The organism is Spirillospora sp. NPDC048911 (assembly GCF_043198015.1).
In the GTDB taxonomy this organism is placed as follows: domain Bacteria; phylum Actinomycetota; class Actinomycetes; order Streptosporangiales; family Streptosporangiaceae; genus Spirillospora.
Genome location: NZ_JBICUD010000003.1, coordinates 357,560 through 376,913, shown reverse-complemented (window position 1 = coordinate 376,913; position 19,354 = coordinate 357,560). Strand labels below are relative to the sequence as shown.

General features: G+C 67.1%; 17 protein-coding genes and 1 pseudogene. 5 read left to right on the top strand and 13 right to left on the bottom strand.

The window, feature by feature from the left end; translation table 11 throughout:
- Positions 1-2: 2 nt before the first annotated feature.
- Positions 3-842 (bottom strand): SGNH hydrolase domain-containing protein, encoded by an 840-nt coding sequence (locus ACGFNU_RS15870; protein ID WP_392594083.1) that lies wholly within the window; start codon positions 840-842, stop codon positions 3-5.
- Positions 843-1,334: 492 nt separating this feature from the next.
- Positions 1,335-1,817 carry a hypothetical protein gene (locus tag ACGFNU_RS15865; protein ID WP_392594082.1) on the bottom strand — a complete coding sequence of 161 codons (483 nt, stop codon included), beginning with the start codon at positions 1,815-1,817 and terminating at the stop codon, positions 1,335-1,337.
- A gap of 488 nt (positions 1,818-2,305) precedes the next feature.
- Here ACGFNU_RS15865 and ACGFNU_RS15860 point away from each other — a divergent pair, with 488 nt between their 5' ends.
- Both ACGFNU_RS15860 and ACGFNU_RS15855 read left to right on the top strand, forming a co-directional pair.
- Positions 2,306-2,608: a hypothetical protein gene (locus tag ACGFNU_RS15860; RefSeq protein ID WP_392594080.1), complete on the top strand. Its 303-nt coding sequence runs from the start codon at positions 2,306-2,308 to the stop codon at positions 2,606-2,608.
- Between the two features lie 124 nt (positions 2,609-2,732).
- Positions 2,733-2,966, top strand: coding sequence for a transposase (locus ACGFNU_RS15855; protein ID WP_392594078.1), 234 nt, complete (start codon positions 2,733-2,735; stop codon positions 2,964-2,966).
- A gap of 82 nt (positions 2,967-3,048) precedes the next feature.
- On the opposite strand, the gene ACGFNU_RS15850 is transcribed toward ACGFNU_RS15855, so the two are convergent.
- Positions 3,049-3,516: a hypothetical protein gene (locus tag ACGFNU_RS15850; protein ID WP_392594076.1), complete on the bottom strand. Its 468-nt coding sequence runs from the start codon at positions 3,514-3,516 to the stop codon at positions 3,049-3,051.
- A gap of 1,645 nt (positions 3,517-5,161) precedes the next feature.
- On the bottom strand, positions 5,162-6,628 hold the full coding sequence (locus ACGFNU_RS15845; RefSeq protein ID WP_392594075.1) for a flavin monoamine oxidase family protein: 1,467 nt from the start codon (positions 6,626-6,628) through the stop codon (positions 5,162-5,164).
- 81 nt (positions 6,629-6,709) lie between these two features.
- On the opposite strand from ACGFNU_RS15845, the gene ACGFNU_RS15840 reads away from it, so the two are divergent.
- A complete protein-coding gene (locus ACGFNU_RS15840) occupies positions 6,710-6,868 on the top strand; it encodes a hypothetical protein (RefSeq protein WP_392594073.1) in 159 nt (52 codons plus the stop codon).
- Between the two features lie 209 nt (positions 6,869-7,077).
- Here ACGFNU_RS15840 and ACGFNU_RS15835 read toward each other — a convergent pair whose 3' ends face one another.
- The 5 genes and pseudogenes from ACGFNU_RS15835 to ACGFNU_RS15815 form a co-directional block, all read right to left on the bottom strand.
- The gene (locus tag ACGFNU_RS15835) at positions 7,078-7,803 is read right to left on the bottom strand and encodes an SDR family NAD(P)-dependent oxidoreductase (protein WP_392594072.1); all 726 of its coding nucleotides are present in this window, start codon (positions 7,801-7,803) and stop codon (positions 7,078-7,080) included.
- Between the two features lie 11 nt (positions 7,804-7,814).
- A complete protein-coding gene (locus tag ACGFNU_RS15830) occupies positions 7,815-8,813 on the bottom strand; it encodes an MFS transporter (RefSeq protein WP_392594912.1) in 999 nt (332 codons plus the stop codon).
- A gap of 191 nt (positions 8,814-9,004) precedes the next feature.
- Entirely contained in the window at positions 9,005-9,598 is a 594-nt protein-coding gene (locus ACGFNU_RS15825; protein ID WP_392594070.1) for a helix-turn-helix domain-containing protein, read from the bottom strand.
- A gap of 377 nt (positions 9,599-9,975) precedes the next feature.
- The gene (locus ACGFNU_RS15820) at positions 9,976-10,638 is read right to left on the bottom strand and encodes a hypothetical protein (protein ID WP_392594068.1); all 663 of its coding nucleotides are present in this window, start codon (positions 10,636-10,638) and stop codon (positions 9,976-9,978) included.
- A 575-nt stretch (positions 10,639-11,213) separates the two neighbouring features.
- A pseudogene (locus ACGFNU_RS15815) lies at positions 11,214-12,406 on the bottom strand (IS3 family transposase).
- A 290-nt stretch (positions 12,407-12,696) separates the two neighbouring features.
- Here ACGFNU_RS15815 and ACGFNU_RS15810 point away from each other — a divergent pair.
- A complete protein-coding gene (locus ACGFNU_RS15810) occupies positions 12,697-14,205 on the top strand; it encodes a transposase (RefSeq protein WP_392594066.1) in 1,509 nt (502 codons plus the stop codon).
- On the top strand, positions 14,102-14,317 hold the full coding sequence (locus ACGFNU_RS15805) for a transposase (protein ID WP_392594910.1): 216 nt from the start codon (positions 14,102-14,104) through the stop codon (positions 14,315-14,317). The genes ACGFNU_RS15810 and ACGFNU_RS15805 overlap by 104 nt, the downstream gene beginning before the upstream one ends.
- 146 nt (positions 14,318-14,463) lie before the next feature.
- On the opposite strand, the gene ACGFNU_RS15800 is transcribed toward ACGFNU_RS15805, so the two are convergent.
- The 4 genes from ACGFNU_RS15800 to ACGFNU_RS15785 all read right to left on the bottom strand — a co-directional run bounded on the left by ACGFNU_RS15800 (position 14,464) and on the right by ACGFNU_RS15785 (position 19,346).
- Positions 14,464-15,165, bottom strand: a complete 702-nt coding sequence (locus tag ACGFNU_RS15800) for a hypothetical protein (protein WP_392594064.1) — start codon at positions 15,163-15,165, stop codon at positions 14,464-14,466.
- Positions 15,162-15,962 carry a hypothetical protein gene (locus ACGFNU_RS15795; protein ID WP_392594062.1) on the bottom strand — a complete coding sequence of 267 codons (801 nt, stop codon included), beginning with the start codon at positions 15,960-15,962 and terminating at the stop codon, positions 15,162-15,164. Before ACGFNU_RS15795 ends, ACGFNU_RS15800 begins: the two co-directional genes overlap by 4 nt.
- Positions 15,963-16,068: 106 nt before the next feature.
- Positions 16,069-17,526: a GMC family oxidoreductase N-terminal domain-containing protein gene (locus ACGFNU_RS15790; protein WP_392594060.1), complete on the bottom strand. Its 1,458-nt coding sequence runs from the start codon at positions 17,524-17,526 to the stop codon at positions 16,069-16,071.
- 179 nt (positions 17,527-17,705) lie between these two features.
- Entirely contained in the window at positions 17,706-19,346 is a 1,641-nt protein-coding gene (locus ACGFNU_RS15785) for a PHA/PHB synthase family protein (protein ID WP_392594059.1), read from the bottom strand.
- Between the last annotated feature and the right edge of the window lie 8 nt (positions 19,347-19,354).

The following is a 19,354-nucleotide window of genomic DNA, read 5'->3' as shown; positions in this document are numbered from 1 at the left end:
CCTCAGCGGTCGCACTTGAGCTTGATGTACCGGTCATCGCTGGTCCACGAGCCATTTGCCCAGGTGTCCGCGGGTGCGGGCGTGAAGCCCTTCTTCTTCCCGAGTTCCGTGGCGAACCAGGCGGCGAAGGCGGCCGCCCCCTGCTGGCAGTTGTGGATCCCGTCGGCGGCCCGCTGGGCCTTCTTTGCCGAGGCATCGGTGCCCCACAGCTGCGCGGCGTCGAGGAACACCGCCGCGCCGCCGCCGTTCGTGGCGACCTCCATGGCGACCTGGGGAGCGGTACGCATCTGCGACGCGTACTTGCTGTAGAAGGCGTCGACCTTGATGGGTGGGGCCGGAACGAACACCGTCGTGGCCCCGGCGTCCTTGGCCGTCTTGACGAGCCTCTCGTAGGCCGCGCGCTGCTGATCCCGGCTTCCCCAGTCGTAGGTGGTGATCTGGTAGGCGACCACGGTGGGCCGGAACGACTCGACGTTCTCGGCCAGCCGCTTCCACGTGCCAGCGGCGATCATCTTCGTGACCTTCTCGCTGCCGGCGACGAGCGTGCCCCCGCCGTCGGACGAAGCATCCTTGAATTCCACGCCGCCGGCCTTCAACGCCGCGCCCACAGCGGGAGCTTCGGCGCCCGCGATGGAATCACCCACCCACAGCACCTTCGTACCGGTGGGCTTCACCTCGCTCGTCGTCTTGCTGTTCCCCTCCGCCGGGGCGCCGGTGCCCTGGCCACCGCACCCGGCCAAGGCGACACCGAGCGCGGCGGCCGCGGCCGCCGTTGTCAGGGTGTACCGGAAGGGACGACGAGTACGCCGATACGGGAAACCGGACCTGTGATTGCTGTTCATGCGCCCAGCAGAACATCCGGGATGCCGCGTTCTGCCCGCGATCATCGTTTCCTCATAAACCGAGCACCAAGTGCTCATGAAGGTTCCAGAGCCGACTGCCGTAAGCGACCCTTGATCGGGCGAAGGGCTGGCCGCCGCGGTGGTTGTGCCAGATCGCCGGTGTCATCGCCAAGATGCTTGGGCGATTCCGATGGCGACGCCATCGAAGGTCCGGTGGCTACGTTGCGTTGTCGTCCCCACACCTTTCGTGCGGACCCCGACCCCTCACTGGTTCGACGTTTGCGTGCGACTTCTTGCTGGGGGAGATGAGATATCCGCCCCTGCTCGTAGTTCCGGCGGTCGTCCTGACCACATGGATCGTCGCGGAGTCTTCACGGCAGATGATCGGGTCGGGCAGCACACGGCTTCTTGAGTGGATGGCTGTGATGACCCCGAGTGTCCGCCCCGGACGCCGGAACCGTCACGGCGAGCGGAGGCTCGCTCCTCGTCGCATCAGATGATGTAAGAACCGACTTGGCGGCGTTCTTTGGAGGACAGCAACTCCAACGGCAGCAGCGGGATCGCCTCACGGTTGGCCGCCAGGTAGCAAAGCAGCACCAGCGCGCTGCCGTCCTCGTCCTTGAACAGCAGCCAATGCGCGAGGTCGACCGAGCCGCTGGAGAAACCGGACGAGTGCATTACCGGATCCAGCATCGCCAGGTAACCCTCCGGAAACAGTTTCTTGCGAACCTTCCGGAAGTTCGCCGACGGGACGGAACTGACCATCATGAACAGCTGCCCGAACGTCTGAGTGTGGTGCACCATCCGCCCGGGCGTGACCGGGACCGGAGCCCGCACAACGTGATCGATCAGGTTCGGATGGGCGAGCCACCGCCAAGTCTCCCGAGAGGTCACCGTATCCGGAAGCTCGTCCTCCATACGCTCCAGGTGTACCGGCAGCCACTCCCGCGCCCACTCGTTGATGACGGCCTCCACACATCACGATCAACTCCGCCGGCCGCCGATTCTTCCGGACGCGGCCCACCGCGTGTCAAGGCCGCAGGATGCTCCCGCCCCTGCGCGAGGGGGACTGTGGGTATCCTCCGGCCAGAAGAGATGCGGTGTTGCGGCATCGGGTGGCGGTGTTGTAGCAGCAGGTCAAGCGGCCGCGTTCTTCGTGGGCGGATCGAGCGGTGATCTCGGCGCTGTTCCGGTTGATGCCTGCTGGTGATCGTCGGCGGCTGAGGCTGTTCGTCTCACCGCGCACGGTGCTGCGCTGGCATGTCCGCCTGGTGCAACGCCGTTGGACTTTCCCGCACCGGCGGCCCGGACACCCACGCACTGCGGTCGCGATTGGCGGGCCGGTGCTGGAGATGGCACGCGACAACCCGGCCTGGGGCTACCCGGTGCCTTCACGGTGAGCTGGTCGGCGTGGGGTACCGGTGGCGCCCTCGACGGTGTCGAAGATTCTCAAGGACGCCGGCATGGATTCCGCAGCCTTGAGAGCCGGGCCGAGCTGGCGCCGGTTCCTGGCCGCACAAGCCCACTCGATCATCGCGGTGGACTTCTTCCAGGTGGAGACGGTGGTCCTACGCCGCCTGTACGTGCTGTTGTTCATCGAGCACGGCACCCGCCGTGTCCACCTGGCCGGTGTGACCGCGTACCCGTCGGGGGAGTGGGCGGCCCAGCAGGCCCGCAACCTGCTGATGGACCTGGGGCAGCGCACCGAGGAGTTGAGGTTCCTGATCCGCGACCGTGACTCGGGCTGCTGCCGGCGGTCTGCGTGACCGCGGCCAGCGTGCCCGACGGCACCGCCGGCCGCCAGCTGCTCACCGCCGTCGCCGCCGACCATCACCAAGGCTTGGGGCGATACCGCCTACCGCACCAAAGGTCGTCGACCACGCCACCCGGTTGGGCATCGACCTGGAAACCATCCGCCGCGATCCCACCACCAGAGGATTCGCCCCGCTACCCAAAAGATGGATCATCGAACGCACCTTTGGATGGCTGATGTTCCACCGGCGATTGGCACGCGGCTACGAGACGCTGCCGACCCGTTCCGAGGCGATGATCCACGTCGCGATGATCGACCTGATGACCCGCCGCCTCACCGGTGAGAACACTGTCATCTGGCGGGGCACTTGACACCACAGAGACAGGACGAGACTCCCACTGTCTACCGCAGCCCCGCCCGGGAGCCGGCGGCTCCCGGGCGGGGGGTGGCCGGTCAGTGGAAGGTGAAGGTGGCGGTATCCACCTGCGTGGCGGCCGGGCACAGGAAGCTGCCGGAGACTTTGGTGGCGGCGAACGGGCCGCCGGTGTAGGTGCGCGTCGTCCCGTCCCGCGTGACCGATACATCGGAGACGCGATAGCGGCAGGTGATGCCGAGCGCGCCGGCACTGACCTCGATCCGCGCGGCCGAGGCGGTGCCGGCGGTGTCGTCGAAGGTGATCGTCGGGGAGTTGGCGAGGGTCACGCTGATGTCGCCGCCGCAGTGCGGGACGACGGTGGCGCGGTCGACGGTCAGGGTGTTGGGTGGCGTGTCGCTGGTGGTGGCGTTGGCGAACGTGCAGGTGTAGCCGAACGCGGAGAGGTTTCCATCGACCAGCCCGGGGGCGGCGTGTGCGGGGGCCGCAGTCAGGCTGATCACGGCGGCCGTTACAGCGAGGCCGATGGCAGGGGTGCGGGGTCTCATGAGACTTGCTCCTTCCACACCGCGGCGGAACGCGGCGCGTGGGTGCCTATGCCGTGTGGAACGCCGCGGTCGAGCGGCGGGGGCACGGCTGTGTGAGGTCGTGGGCGGCGCTGGGAGTGCCCGAAGAAGGGCACAGGAAGCCGCTGGCAGGGGGTGAAGGGCGCCGGGTGCGACGCGCGGGAGGGTGGGATGGGAGCTGCTCAATTCGCCATTCACCCATGGGCGGTAGAACGCGTTCTATAGAACAGTAGACAACGAGAATCCCCTGGTCAATGCCCACAACTGAAGGACAGCACTGCTGAACGTCCCGTTCAGTAGTCGCTTTATCAGAATCCGAAATCAGTAAATGCGCTACGACATAGTTGATGATCAGAAACTATGTAGCAGTCGCTATAGCCAGATACCCGAAAACCTGGTACGAGCGGCCTCAGGTCTGGTCCGGCGATCTGCGGGCGAGGGGACGGCCGTGCCGAAACCTCTCGCTCTCATCCGGCTCGGGGCGCAACCGGTCGATCTCTGTGAAGGCCAGGTCCGTGACATCGAGGAAGCGAGAGACCCCGGAAAACACCGCACCGCGGGATTCGCAGCAGCGCGAGCTCGTCACCGTGGTCATCGCATTACCGCATCCTTCACGGCGACGAAGAACTCGCCGTCCGGCCCCCCGCGACACCAGCCCCATCACCCGACTCCACGTCCGAGGCAGGCACCCACGGGACAGCGACGTCAAGCAACTCCTGAGAACGAATGGTTAAGCAAGTCCTGAGACCGCGCACCGACAAACATCAGCCACCACCGCAGCGATGCCCTGCTGTTGACTTCGTTCGGCATCTCCGTATTGCCCATGCCAGCGCTCACGCCGCAGACTGTGGCTGACCAGGTCAGGTTCTACTGCGCGCACTCGGATTCGACTCCCGGCCAGAATCGGAGTGGCCACGGCTGTGGTTCGCGCCGGGACGGCTGCTCGGGCAGCTTCCACTCCACGCCGCCGGTTGCCACACAGACCTTGACCGAGCCGGCACCCACCGAACAGTTATGGACCGTGTCGCCCCTGTAGGCCAGCACAAGCGCTGATCCTGCCGTATCGGCCACGGTGATCGTGCGGTAACGCCGCAGGCCAGCAGCCCTGTCCGAGGTTTCGAGCCCCACAGCCAGGAGCCCAGACGTATGGTTCGGCAACCACGCTCTCTCGTCTGGCGCCATTCAACGGCTGAGTCACTCAGAGTGACCGGTGTCGAGGGAGTCCCAGGCCCATGATCGTCCCCCGGTCCGGAACGACGAGCGAACATCGAGCGAACACAGGCGCCGGGACGGCCTCGGATCGGATCATGATCACGGTCACTATGCGTGTGTGCCTTCGTAGACCGCTGCGTCCAGTTCCACGTGGGGCGCACCTGATCCAGCATCATCCCGCAGTCGCTCGGCCTCTTCGTCCCCCTATTCGCCCGGTAGCGCTCAGGTAGGCGATGACGTCGGATACGGCCGCCGACACCGCTGGAATCCCCTCGTCCGGCTCGGTGATCACCAGCTCCCAGGGACACACCGCGAGCAGAAAGATCCTCAAGGTCGTCCGGGGTGAGCTCGGCCGGCCCCCCGCACCACGGTGGTACGACCCGCACCGGCGCGCGGAGCGGGCCGCACCACGCGTTCACAGCAGGGCGGCGACCTCCTTGGCCACTCGCTCGCCTGAGCGCACCGCGCCGTCCATGTAGCCGGTCCAGTAGTCGGAGGTCTCCGTGCCCGCCCAGTGGATCAGGCCGGTGGGCTTCGCCAGCGCTTCGCCGAACTCGGTCAGCACGCCGGACGCGGCGACGCCGACCGGGCCGCCGCCGCTCCAGAGTTCGTTGTCCCAGCGCTGGAATGCGGTCCGCTTCGGGTTGGCGGCCTTGGTGCCGAAGTACTTGACGAAGCTGCCCAGACAGGCCTTGGCGAAGTCGGCGGACGACGCAGTGTCCAGCTTCCGCATGTTCGACTGGCTGACGAAACCCATGAGGATGCCGCGGGAGGCGTCCGGCGGGCTGTTGTCGAAGGTCGCGTCGATCGGGCCAGTGTCGCTGACCGCCTGGCCGGTGAGCCCGTCGGCCCGCCAGAACGGCGTGTCGTAGATTGCCACGAATTTGGCGACCGACCCCATCGGATAGCGCTGCATGAGCTGCGCCCGCGACGCCGGCAGAGCCGGCTGGAAGTCGATCTTCGCTGCCATCGCGGGCGACATGGCGACGATCGCCCGCTTGGCGGTCACGGTGATTCCGTCGGCCACGACGGTCACCTTGCCGTTGGCGATCGTCACCGTACGGGCCGGCGCGCTGTACTTGACCACGCGGCCGAGCTTGGCCGCGAGTTTGAGGGGCACCAGCGCCGAGCCGCCCACGAACCGGCTCTCCTGGGCGCCGCCGGCGACGTTGATCAGCCGGTCGATGGTGCCGTGGTTGCCCTCGTTGCCGGCCGCGGCGATGTAGTTCAGGACGTACAGCAGCGACACCTCCTTGGAACGGACCGACAGCGACGAGCTGATGAACTCGTCCAGCAGCACGCGGGCACCGTCGGTCGTCGTGTTGGCGCGCGACCAGGTGTAGAAGCTCTGGCTGTCGTACTCCTCCGCCTTCGCCGCCTCCCACGGCCGGCCTGGCGTCATCTCGGTCGCCGCGATCGTGCCGAGCTGTTGCAGAGCGGGGAAGAGGTCGGCCAGGTCCGGGTCGGGCGGCAGTTCGCCGGCCGCGTAGGTGGACTTGGCTCCGTTGCGCCAATATACGTTGTTACCGGTGTTGTACGTCTTGAAGGTCGCCACGCCCATGTCCGTGGCCAGGGCGGCGATCCGGTCCTGGGTGGGGCCGATGAACTCGGCGCCGCCCTCGCTGGTGGTGCCGTCCCCGATGGGCATGTTGTAGACCCGGCCGCCGGCCCGGTCGCGGGCCTCCAGCAGGATCACCGACTTGCCGGCCGCGATGAGTTTCCGGGCGGCCGTCAGGCCGGCCAGCCCGCCGCCGATCACGACGACGTCGGCGGAGGCGGTGGCGGCGGAGGCGGGTGAGGCGGTCGATACCGCGGTGAGCGCCGTGCCGGCGGCGGTGAGGGCTGAAGTACCGAGAACGCGGCGGCGGCTGAGTCCAGTCACGCGGGGGGTTCCTTCCATGCGCGTACAGCGGACAGATCAGGCGGCAAAGCTATGTGATCACTCACAAAGCGATCAATAGCGATGGGCCTCGTGATGGAGACGCGCGACGAGATCGACCATCTGCTCGGCCAGCGGCGGAGCCGGATGGAGCTGGTCGAGTCCGCGCGCACCTGCGGGGTGAGGCGAACCCGCAGGGCGCCGCCGTCCTCGCGGTGGTCCTCGCTGCGGAGTGGCCGCTGAGGGGCGACTGCGAGTACGGCGAGGAGCCCTTCGCCGCTTTCGCGGACGCGTGGATCGCCGAGCATGGCCTGGTGTTCGCCGCCGAGGCCGGGTGTGCTCTCCACGGCCGTCGACGGCGTCGGTCCGGCGCCGGCCTCGACGCTGGCCATCGTCGCCGACGAAGATGTTTGATCGCAGGAGCCACCTCACCGGCCGTCCCCCGAAGGCGTCTAGCGGGCGGACCATCCGCCGTCGACGAGGAGTTCCGAACCGGTGGTGTAGCCGGAGTCGTCACTTGCGAGATAGGCGACCTCCTCGGGGCGGCCCAGGCGTCGCATCGGGGTGTTGGCGAGCATCGCCGCTTGGCGTTCGGTGTTCCCGTACCTGTCGAGCAAGGCTTGGGTGCCTATGAAGCCGGGGACGACGGCGTTGACCCGCACTCCGGCGGTGGCCCAGTGCAGTGCCGCGTTCTTCGTCATGGTCATCACCGCGCCCTTGGCCGCCGCGTAGGAGAAGCTGTTGGCGAGACCTCCGGTCGTGCCGAGGATCGAGGCGATGTTGACGATCGCGCCACCGCCGGATCGCTCGATGAGCGGGCCGGCGTGCTTCATGCTCAGCCATGTGCCGAGCTGATCGACCGCCACGACCTCGTCCCACCGCCGGCGCGTCTCGGTCTCCACGGTGCCGAGGCTGCCTATGCCGGCGTTGTTGACCAGGACGTGCAGCGAACCCCACTCCTCCCGCACCGTGGTCACCGCCTGCCGCCAGTCGTTCTCTTCGGTGACATCGAGTGGGACGGCCAGCGTGGTGCCGTCCAGGCGCTTCGCCAGTTCTGAGCAGGCGTCCACGTCGACGTCTGTGAGGACGAGCGAAGCGCCTTCATGGATGAGCCGTTCCGCGATGGCCGTTCCCAGGCCGCCTGTGGCGCCGGTGAGCAGGACGTGCCGGCCGGTCATGCTAGCCCTGCTCACCCCTGCGCCCCGGAGGTCATCGGCGCGGAGCCGTCCGCGACGGCCGGTGATGGCTCTCGCAGAGGGGTGCGCGAGGTCTCTCGCATGGTCGCGACGACGGCGAGCCCGACCAGCGCGGCGAAGACGGCGTAGAACGCCGGGGCCAGGGTGATGTCGGTGACCTTGACCAGCCAGGTCGCCACTATGGACACGATCCCCGTCCCGACGACGCCGCCGATGTTGAAGCCGAGCGAGACGCCGGTGTAGCGGACGTGCGTGGGGAAGAGCTCGGAGTACTGGGCGTAGACCACGCCCTGCTGGACGCTGAAGGGGACGTTCAGGGCCAGCGCGGCGACGATGGCGAGCGGAAGCGATCCCTGTTCCATCACCCAGAAGCAGGGAACGGCGAGGACCACGAAGCCGGTCATACCGGCGGCCAGCACCCGGCGGCGTCCGAAGCGGTCGCTCAGGGCGCCCGACCACGGAATGATCGCCAGCGGCATCAGCACGATGAGCACGATCATCCACAGCGCGCCGGTCAACGAACTCAGCACCGCCGACAGATGGACGAGGAGGTAGACCGACGCGAGGCCTCCGGCGGTCATCGTCGAGTAGGCGATTCCCACGATGCGCAGCACCGCCGCCCTGTGGTCGCGCAGGACTTCGGTCACCGGAGCCTTGGGGGGAGCTGCTTCCTCCGCCATCCGTACGAACAGCGGCGAGTCCTCGACGCGCATCCGGAAGAGGACCGCGATGATCAGGAGAGGCGCGGCGAGGAGGAAGGGCACCCGCCAGCCCCAGGCGCTGAGCTGGTCGGCGGAGGTGACGGCGCTGAGGAGCCCGGCCGTCGCGGCCGCGGCGGCGAGGCCGAGCGAGATGCCGATGGAGGTCGCCGAGCCGAAGAGGCCGCGCCGCCGGGTGGGAGCTGGTCTGCAGGGGCAGCCATGCGGTACTGGAGGCGGTGTGCTCGGCGAGGATCTCGGCGTCCAGGTCGAGGATCTCTGCCTGGCCGTCAGTTCGGTGTTCGTGGTGGTGGCCGTATGGAGTGCCGTGGTGCGGGGCGTGGGTATGTGCGTGGGTTCATGCTTGTCACTCTAAGAGGGTTATGCGCCCATGGCATAAAACCTTGCTGCTTACGCAAGATGATGGCCGGGGATGCTGCCTGGTGCGCAAGAGGCCACCGCTGCGCAGGTCGCGGGTCTGGCCGTCATTCAGGAGCGTTCTGAGCGTCGCCATCGTCGCCGTCGCCCTGGTGGCCGCGGCGGGCGTCGCGGTCGAAGATGCCCAGGATCTCGCAGGGGCCTGCCTCGGTGCCGATCGCGTGCGGCATCATCGTGGGGAACTCGGCTGCCTGGTTGGTCTCCAGGCGGAGGCGGCGGTGGCCGAGCATGAGGACCGCGGTGCCGGACAGGACGACGAGCCATTCGCGCCCCGGGTGGGCACGCATGCGCGCGGGGTTGTCGGGCGGGGGGTCGGTCAGGCGCTGGCGCACCACGCTCATGCCGGGATCGGCCTTCAAGGTCCAGCGCATCCGGCTGTGGGTGCTGTCGATCGTCGGGCTGGTGACGACGTCGTCGGTGGCGGTCTCCACGAGCTGATCGAGCGTGGTGTCCAGAGCGCGGGCGAGCGTGACCAACTGATCCAGGGCGAGGCGGCGCTGACCGTTCTCGATGCGGCTCAGTGAGGACTGACTGAGGTGGGCGCGGGAGGCCAGCTCCTCCAGAGACCAGCCCTGCGCCACCCGCAGAGCGCGGAGGCGTTTGCGTACGAGGCTGTCCAGATCACCATCTTCTTGCGTCATAAGCAACATTGTATGCCTTCAACGCAACCCGAGTGAGCGTCGTGTGTGGACGGTTCGCGCCGTCTGGGGCCACGCACAAGGAAAAGGCAGGAGGCCATGGCTGTGGCAACTTCTCCGTACGCGAGCGACGCACTGCCCGATGGGACCGTCGACGCGGCGGTGATCGGTGGGCCGCAGCGGGGCTGAACGGTGCGCTGAGCCTCGCCCGCTCCCGCCGCTCGGTCGTCGTGATCGACAGCGGCTCCCCGCGTAACGCGCCCGCGAAGGCCATGCACGGCTTCATCGTCCTGGACGGCACCCCGCCCCCCCGAGATCCTTCAGCGGGGACGGGAGCAGGTTCGCTAGTACGGAGGGCGCGCCGCTGAACTGCTCGACACCTACACCCGGCTCGGCGTCGACACCGCCGACCGGCTCCCGGGCCGGAGGACCGGCAGCCCGGCCCGCAGCCGGTCCAGGAACGCGTCGACGTCCAGGCAGCGGTCCTCCGCGTCGACGACCTCGGGCACGAACGCCTCGACGATGCTGTCCCCGACGGAGAAGTCGGCGTCATCGTCATCGCCGTAGTTGTCCACCCAGCGCGCGCCAGGGGCGCGAATCTCCATGTGGTGGTCAAAGTCGATCACCCAAGGGGTCTCGACGATCCCGGTCACCAGGGAGCCGTGGTTGTAATAGCCGTGGACCAGGTGGGTGAAGGCGCCGTCGTGGATGTAGATCTCCGCTTCGCCGCCCTCCAGCGTCTCGGCCTCGGTGCGACCGCCGACGTAGAGCCCGGGCCGGTCGTCATAGACCGCGATCGGGCCGTTGACCGTGAGGTCGCCGGTGACCACGATCAACTCGACGTCGCCCTCGGCGTCCCCGCCGCGCAGTTCGTTGATGGCGACCAGGAAGTTCCCGTCGAGGGTGAGGTCGCCGTCGAAGAACAGCACCTCGTCGTAGCCGGGCGAGGCTCCCGCACCCTCGAATACGGCGGACAACGCGCCGCCCAGACGGGCATCGGCATCGGCATAGGACAAGGATGCGGGAACGGCGGATTTCGGCATGGCGACGAGCATAGGTCCGCGCTACGACAGCCGTACCGGACAGTTCAGCGCCGGCGTGAGGCTGCTGGCCGCCCCGCCGTCGATACCGGTAGCAGAAGGTCAAGCACAGCCCACTGCTCCGCGACACGGCCCGCAGGGGTTTGCTGCGGGTGGATCGGGATGCCGAGCCTGATCACGGGAGGCGCTTCATACGAAGCGATCGGACTGCTCGCCGCGGGCGAACCGTTCGCCGCGGGCAGAACCGTGTCAGACGTCAGCGTGTTGGCCCATCACGGATGACGACGGGGGCTTGACCTCCAGGGGAGGCTTTGATCGCTGCCTGGCGCCCTGCTGGCCACACCCCTTGGCGGTGTCGCTACCGCTTCGTCCAGGTCACGCAACCGCAACTTCGACAACGGCATCACGCGGATCTCGCCGCGGAGACCGCGCACGGAGACCTCGGGCCTCAGAACTCGCTCGCGGGACACTACCCACGGTCCACACCCGCTCCGGAGTGTGTTCACCGAACCACGGAATTGGTCTCGGATTGTTCATGAGGTGCCCTGAAGTTTCCGGACAGCTGGTTCATGGTCAGTTCATGCAGCTTGTTGCTGTCTCAGGTAGTCGTTGTGGGCCTGTCGGGGGCTTCGGTATCCGAGGCTTGAGTGCCGGCGTTGCGGGTTGTACCAGAATTCGATGTATCTGATGATGTCGCGGCGGGCGTGTGCGCGGGTCGGGTACTGGGTACGGTGCGTCCGTTCGTTCTTCAGGGACGCGAAGAATGATTCGGCGAGTGAGTTGTCGAAGCATATTCCTGTCCTGCCGACGGATTGACGCAACCCCGTGATGTCGGAGAGTCGCAGCGAATTTCCGGGATGTATAGTTGCTTCCTCTGTCCGAGTGAAAGATGGCGTCGTCGGCGAGTTCGTAGGTGCTGGCGGCCATCTCGATGGCCTTTTCGATGAGCTGGGTTTGGAAGTTGTCGTCGATGGCCCAGCCGATCACTTCGCGGGTGTAGCAGTCGATGACGGTGGCCAGGTAGACCCGGCCTTCCCAGGTCTGGATGTAGGTGATGTCGCCGACGAGTTTGTGTCCGGGGGCCGCGGCGGTGAAACCGCGCTGTATCAGGTCGGGGATGTGGTGTTGGAGACCGTCGGCGTCGGTGAGGCTGAACCGCCAGGGCTTGGGCTGGCACGGCTCCAGGCCCAGCTCGCGCATCACCGCCCGCACCAGCTCGGGCCCGGCCCGCACGCCACGCTCGGCCAGATCCGCGTGGACCCGCCGGTAGCCGTAGGTGCCGTCAGAGTCGGCGAACGACTTGCGAACCTGGGCTTTGAGTTCTTCCCGGCGCTTGGCGGTCGCTGATTGCGGGCGTCCGCGCCATTCGTAGTAGCCAGACCGCGAAACCTCCAGCCACGCGCACATCTTGACGATGGACGGGACATTTCCGCTGTCCGACTCGGTGGCCGTAGCGTACTCGGCGTCGATGAACTCGAACCTGTCACTCACCGATGATCCTTGGCAAAGTACGCGGCGGCTTTTCAGGAACTCGTTCTCCATCCGCCGTTTCGCGTTCTAGCTCTTTCAGCCGGGCTCGCTCGCTCACCGTCAACGCAGGCTCGGTGTCCTGCGTGTGCTCCCGCCGATAGGCGGCAACCCAGTTCGCGAGCGTTCCCGCGTTGATACCCAACTCCCGGGCGACCCGAGCGATCGGACGCGACGTCTCGACCACCATACGTGCAGCCTCTTCACGGTATTCCCGCGAATAGCTTCTCTTATGACGAGCCAATTCCAACACCTTCCGGACATCCCCATCGTAGTGGGGTCACTGTCCGGAACCTTCAGGGCGTCTCACACGTCCTCAATGACAGCAAACGCGCAGGCGATGACTGCGTGGCGGCCTTGGAGAGAGTGAGGGACTCTGTCGGGAATCTTGGGACTCGTCGGCGCGTCTCGATGGATGCTCGATGAGTGATCGACAAACTACCGAGGGTTCATGACGTCGCCCGTGTCCCCCGAGGTGGTCACGTGTCGGTTCGTCCCCGGTCTGGTGCTGAGATCCCAGAGCTGACCGCGCGGGTGGCCCGCGCCAGCAATCCGCGGGGGACCACTGCGATGTGGGTTCGTGACCGCCTCGACGGGCTGTGGAGCGATGAGGATTTCGCCGCCTGGTACCCGCGTGACGGGCGCGCCGGCATCTCGCCCGCGCAACTGGCCACCGTCAGTGTCCTGCAGTTCCTGCACAACCTCTCCGATCGGCAGGCGGCCGAGGCGGTCGGCTGCCGGATCGACTTCAAGTACGCCCTCGGCCTGGAGCTGGACGACCCCGGCTTCCATCACAGCGTGCCGGGCGACTTCCGTGACCGCCTCGCGTGCGAAGGCCGTGCCGACGCCCTGCTGGACCTGGCACTGGACAGGCTGAAGGCGGCGGGGCTGGTGCGTGAACGAGGACGGCAGCGCACCGATTCCACCCGCATCCTCAGCGCCGCGCGGGTGCTGACTCGCCTGGAACTGCTCTTGGAGACCGTGCGGGCCGCGGTGGAAGAGTTGGCTCGCGCCGCCCCGGAGGTCCTGGACGGGCTGGTCACGGCCGAATGGGGCGAGCGCTACGGGCGGCAGGTACGTATGTGCAGCCAGCCCAGTCACCCCGTCTCCCGACTCACCCAGGCCGGTATCGACGGTCACGCCTTGCTGACCGCCGTCCGCGCACAGGCCCCGTGGTGTCAGATGGGCAGGCAGATAAAGGTGTTGCGGCAGGTCCTGGTGCAGCAGTTCTACACCGATGCCCGCGACCGGCTGCGCCTGCGCGATGAGAAGGCCGGCCTGCCACCGGCGGGGTGTCGGATCCAATCGCCCTACGACACCGACGCCCGCTACGTCAGCCGCAACGACACCAAATGGACCGGCTACCTCGCCCACGTCACCGAGACCTGCGACGACGAGGACACCAATGTGATCACCGATGTGGCCACCCTGGTCTCGGCAGGTGATATCAAGGCCCTACCCGGCATCCACCGGCGGCTCGCCCACCGGCAGCTCCAGCCCGCCCAGCACCTGGTCGACGCCGGCTACACCTCGGCCGTCGTCATCGATGAGGCTGCTCGCGTCCACAGCACCGAGCTGGTGGGGCCGCTGGCGGCCCGGGGCCCGAACCGGCACCGCAAACAGCAGACCGGTTTCGCCCGCGACGACTTCACCATCAACTTCGACGACCGCACCGTGACCTGCCCCAACGGCAGGGTCACCAGCAACTGGGTCCAGGCTCCGGCGATGGCTCCCTACCTGGTGGCCCGCTTCCACAAGAACCACTGCGCGCCGTGTCCCGATCGGTCCCGCTGCACCAGCGGGACCTCGCCACGCACGATCAACTTCCTTCCCCGGCACCTGCACCAGATCCAGGCCAAGAACCGCGCTGACCAACAGGATCCCCGCCTGGCTGCGCCTGTATTGTTCCCGCTCAGGCATCGAGGGCACCGTCAACGAGATCGTCAATGGCCATCGGATGCGCCGATGCCGCTACCACGGGACCGCCAAGGTCCACCTCCAGCACGTCCTGACCGCAATCGCGATCAACATCCAACGCCTTAGCGAACAAGACCCCGAGACCTCCAGCTACCGCCCCCGCCCGCCGACCGCGTTCCAGCAATACCTCCAGCAACACCGCCTCCCCCGGCCCTTGTGGTGGCACCAGGGCAAGTGATCACGCACCCTCAAGATTTCCGACAGAGTCCCTCATGGATGAACGCGCCGTCTGCGGCATCAAGTCGGCACGAGATCGTCGCGCCTTCCCAGATGCGGTCGGCCAGGCATCCGGTTCGCACGGCGTTTGGTTCGCGTCTGGTCGGTCTAGGCGTCGGAAGGCTGTTCTTCGCTGCTCTCTCCTGGGTAGGCACTTCCTGGAAGCTCCTCCTTTGCGGAGACGTCGGCGTGGGCGCAACGCCAAATTTCTTCCCCGTAAGGAAGGACGAACCCCAGAACGATGGCGCTCAAGACCACGCCTCGGGTGCGCTGCGTGGCCAGGGCCGGTCGGCGGAGCCGGAGCCGGAAGTCCGGTTGCACGGGTCCGCGCCGGATCAGGCTCTGTGCCTGATCCCAGTGCAGGATGGCAAGCGCCGCCGTGATCGCCACCGGCATCGACGCCAGGCCGGCGTGCATGAGTTGCTCAAGGGGTGTCACGCGGCGGCGCTGGTCTGCGTATGCGATGTCCCAGTATCCGGTGGCGGTGTGCGTGACCGCGCTCAAGCTGCTGGCCGCCAGGACGCCGGCGTTCACCTCACAGAACAGGCCGAGAATGATCGGCATTCCGCTCTGGGCCGGCAACAGCCAGTGGATTGCCGCTTCATGAAGACCGGTCGTGGTCTCGATGTGGCTACGACGGTGGCACCACCAATCCCCTATTCCCATGCCCAGCCATACCGGCACGGCTCCACCGACGAGGACTCGCCTGGTGACGGTGTCGATTCCCAGAACGCGGCGCACATCTGACGGCCTCCGAGTTCTCCACAGCAGCGGCCGCACCTTCGACTCGCGGAACAACGACGTGGTCATCGCTGCGCTCCTTCCTGATCACTCTCTGGGATGAAGGGGAATCGTCGAGTCACGAACCGGCTGAGAGCACTGACGACCAGCAGGCTCATGGCGATGGAAATGGCTCCCAGGAGCCACTTGGCCATTGTTGACATGCCCGGAGCATGTAGGGAGCTAAAGATCGGCAGTCCGAGCGATGCCGATAGAGCGGCGTAAACCAGCGCGGGCAGTATCGCCAGAAGCCAAATGCCGCGGCCTATGAACATCTCAGGCACGCGGTGCATCAGGGCTGCTATCACAAGCAGTGCCGGCATGTTCAGGAAGGGCCAGTACACAGGAAGACCGAAGGCCTCCATGGGTGGCTCGCCGTAGTATTCGTAGACGCCGCTGAACAGTATTGGCATCTCCAGGGCGATATTGGTCAGCACGAGAAAGGCGAAGGCCGCCCAGAGTCGATTCGCGGTAGGTCCCCGGCGGATGTAGCAGAAGAGGGGATATATGAGGCCGCCCTGGCAGGTGACCCACAGTGGGATCGTCCAGGTGGGAACGGGGCCCAGGGCGCGATACGCGGTCCACTGCCCTTCCCTAGCATGCCATATCAGTCCGAGGGCGTTGACCACCGGTTCGTTGAAGCTCGCCAGCAGGCCACCGATCAGCAGCATCAAGATGACCGGCCGGCCAGTTCTGATCCACTGGAATGCCCCCCAAGCGATGAAGCCTCCAGTGGCAAGGAGGAACGCTACGTTAACCGCCAACTGTGCACCGTGTGGCATAACCGTGCCTGCTGGCGGCGACGGGAAATAGAAACCATCGTCCATTGAACCTCTCCTCTCGGCGGATCGACTCTGGTGCCCTCACTGGGGATCATTCGCTTTTCGCGGCGTCTACGTTGTCATTGGTTCACCTGGAACGGTTGCGTGCCGGTCAATGCCCGTCCGTGAAGTCGTCGATGATGTGGTCGAGGCAGCGCTCCACGATGGCCGCGATGGTCAGGGCGGGGTTGACGGCGGCGGTGGAGCCGGGCATGAGAGCGCCGTCCAGGCAATACAGTCCCCGGTGACCATGGAGACGTCCGTAGGCGTCGGTGGCCTTGCAGATCACGGCTCCACCGAGGGGGTGGGCGGTGTGGGGGCCCAGCGGATCGATGAGCCTGGTCTTGATCGGGATCTGGTCGGTGATCTGGCGGACCATGTCGCCGAAGACGCGGCGCGCGGTGGCATCGTTCTTTGCTTCCCATTCCAGGCGGGCGGCGCCGAGGTCAGGTCGGTAGCTCCACCGCCCGAAGCCGTCGGGAATTCCCATGCCGAGGGCGAGCAGGAGACCGTTGGGAAGCGCGGTCGGCCCGGGCAGTATCGAGGCCGTGCCGTCGCGATTCCAACCGAAATAGGATGACGGTCCGGCCTGTGATCCGCCTATCGCCCGTCGTGGGGTGGACACGAGGAGTGATTGGTCGCCGTTGCTGCCCCACTGCCGCCCGACGTGCTCGTTGAGCCGTGGCAACGCGCCGGTGGCCCGGGCGGTGACGAGCAACTGAGGGGTGTGCACGCCGCCGGCGGCCAGGACCAAGTGGTCGCACACCATCAACAGCCGCTCGGCGATGGTGCCGTTCTCACACAGGCGGTCGACCGCGACCTCGTAGCGATCACGCTGATCTTGAGAGATCCGGGTGACCCGGTGCAGAGGCCGGACGACCGTCTTCCCGGTCGCTTCCGCACGTGCAAGATAGGTACGGTCGACGCTCAGCTTGGCACCATTGGCGCAGCCGGTATAGCTGTACTGCCCATTCGTGACCGCCGGCAGCTGCGTGCCGTCCAGCTCGCCGCGCACGATGTCGAAGTCGAAATTGGAGAAGATGGGTTCGACTTCGAGGCCCGACCGGACGAGTGCCGTATGCCAGATGCGCGCTTCCCTGTACTGAGGTCGCCGCAGCAGAAGTGCGGGGAAGGAGGCGCCTCCCAGGCGGCGACGGGCCCGCGGGTAGTAGATCCGGTCGAGCTCCTCGTAGTCGATCTCGGCTGGGAAGACCTGGGAGAACGCCTCGCGGCGCGGCTGGCCCAGTACTCCGCCGTAGACGAGCGTGGTGCCGCCGACGCCGGCCCCGCAGATCACCAGGAGGTGCGGGTGGACCAGGATGTCCAGCAGACCGGTGGAGCGCGGTGCCGCGATGACGGCCGCGGCCATGGTCAGGCGCATGCCGGTGGCCAGAAGATTCTGGCGGGGCCGCAATGACGGGCGAGTGCCCTGCCCCCAGAAGAGGCTCCGATCCCGGTGCTGGGGAAAGTACCCCACCGCTGCGGGGGCCGGCCAGCGGCGGCCGCGCTCCAGCACCACGTTGTTCACCCCGGCCTCGGCCAGGCGGAAGGCCGTGATGCTGCCGCCCACGCCTGATCCCACGATGACCACTCGATGCTCTTCCCGTCTGACGACGGGTCGGTGCTCGCGCGGCCTCTCCGTCGCGGCGGCGTCCATCCCCTGGGGTGGCCTCCCGTGGCCGGCCCCATCGTCGCTCTCAGAATTGCGAGACACCTTTCCTCCTTTGGCCCGTGGTGCGCGTCCGTCATTCAGCCGTACACGTAGGTTCCGGGTGCGGGTTCCAGCGCTGGAAACCGATCGCTGCCGGTCGAGGGAGGATCGCGTTGCGGACCCGACCGGGCGGCGAGCCATTGCGTCCACGGCGACCACCAGGTCCCGTGACGTTCGGTCGCCTCCGCCAGCCAGGCGTCGGGATCCGGCGGAGGCCGCTGCCCGCCCGTCCAGTACCGCGCCTTGGGATGCGGTGGTGCCACGATTCCCGCGATGTGTCCTCCCGACGCCAGGTGGAACCGCACGTCACCCGGCAGGAGACCGATGGTCCGGTAGGAGGCCTGCCACGGAATGATGTGGTCACCGCGGGCGGCCACGATGAAGACGTCCTGTGTGATCCGGTCGAGCCGGAGCCTGCGACCCGCCAGTTCAGCCCTTCCCTGGGCGAAGGAGTTCCTGAGAGACAGCTCGCGCAACAGGTACAGCTGGGCGCGGTGCGGAACGTCCATGTGGTCGGCGTTCCAGGCCAGAACGTCAAAGCCCCCTGGCTGCTCGCCCATGAGCCAGTTGGTGATGACGTACCTTCCCACGAGGTCGTTGAAGCGCAGCAGGCGGAAGAAGAGGTCGAGTTCACGACCCGGCACGGTGCCGCGGAAGGCCGTCACTCCGTCGAACAGGTCGAGCCCCGCCCCGCGGAGCAGCCGACCGGCCACACCCGAGGCGACGCCGTCGGCGACATCGGTGAAGTCGACGCGGGTGTTGAACGCGCTGATGCTGCCGATGCCCGGCAACTGGCCCGCGGGCAGCCACGCCGCCGCCATGAAGACCAGCAGCCCGCCCAGACAGGCGCCCGTGATGTTGACCCGATCCGCACCGGTGATGTGCTCGATGGCCTTCAGCGCTTCCAGGAGGGCACGCAGATAGTCTTCGATCCCCACATCCCGCATGGCACGGTCGGGATTGCGGTAGCTGAGGGAGAAGACGGTGTGGCCGTGCTCGATGAGCCACTGGACGACGCTCCGGCCAGGCGCAAGGTCGGCGACATAGAACTTGTTGACCCAGGGCGGGCTGAGCAGCATCGGGACGGTGTGCACGGTGGGAGTGCGCGCCTCGTATTGGATGAGCTCGATGATCCGATTGCGCAGGACCACCCGTCCTGGCGTCGCGGCGAGGTCTTTCCCGAGCTGAAAGGCCGTCGGGTCGACCATCGCGGGCAGCCGCCGGCCGGTCGTCACGTCACCGAGGAGGTTGAGCGCCCCCCGGAACGCGCTGTGTCCCCGCGTCCGCCACGCCAGCCGGAGCGCGGCCGGGTTGCCGAGCAAGGTATTGGTCGGCGCGCCGACGTCGATGGCCAGCTGGGCAAGGCGCCGGAGGAACCTGGCGTCATTACGGTCAACGGGGAGCCCTTCCACCGTCTCCAGCGCCAGCCGGGATCCGAGAAGATAGAGCTGTTGCAGCAGGTGGCGGCAGCGCTCGTCACGCCATGCCGGGTCGGCGAACCGAGCGTCGCCGGAGGCCGGCACGGCTGTCGCCGCCGGGTGGACCGGACCGCTCCACAGGGTGGCGGCCGTCGTTCTGAGCAGGTCGGCCACGAAGCGGCGCTCGGCGCGGACGAGGCTGTGGACAGTGCTCTGCGGCGGACTCTCGCTTGCGGAGCGCTCGCTGGGCGGGGTGTGCACGTCGGTTC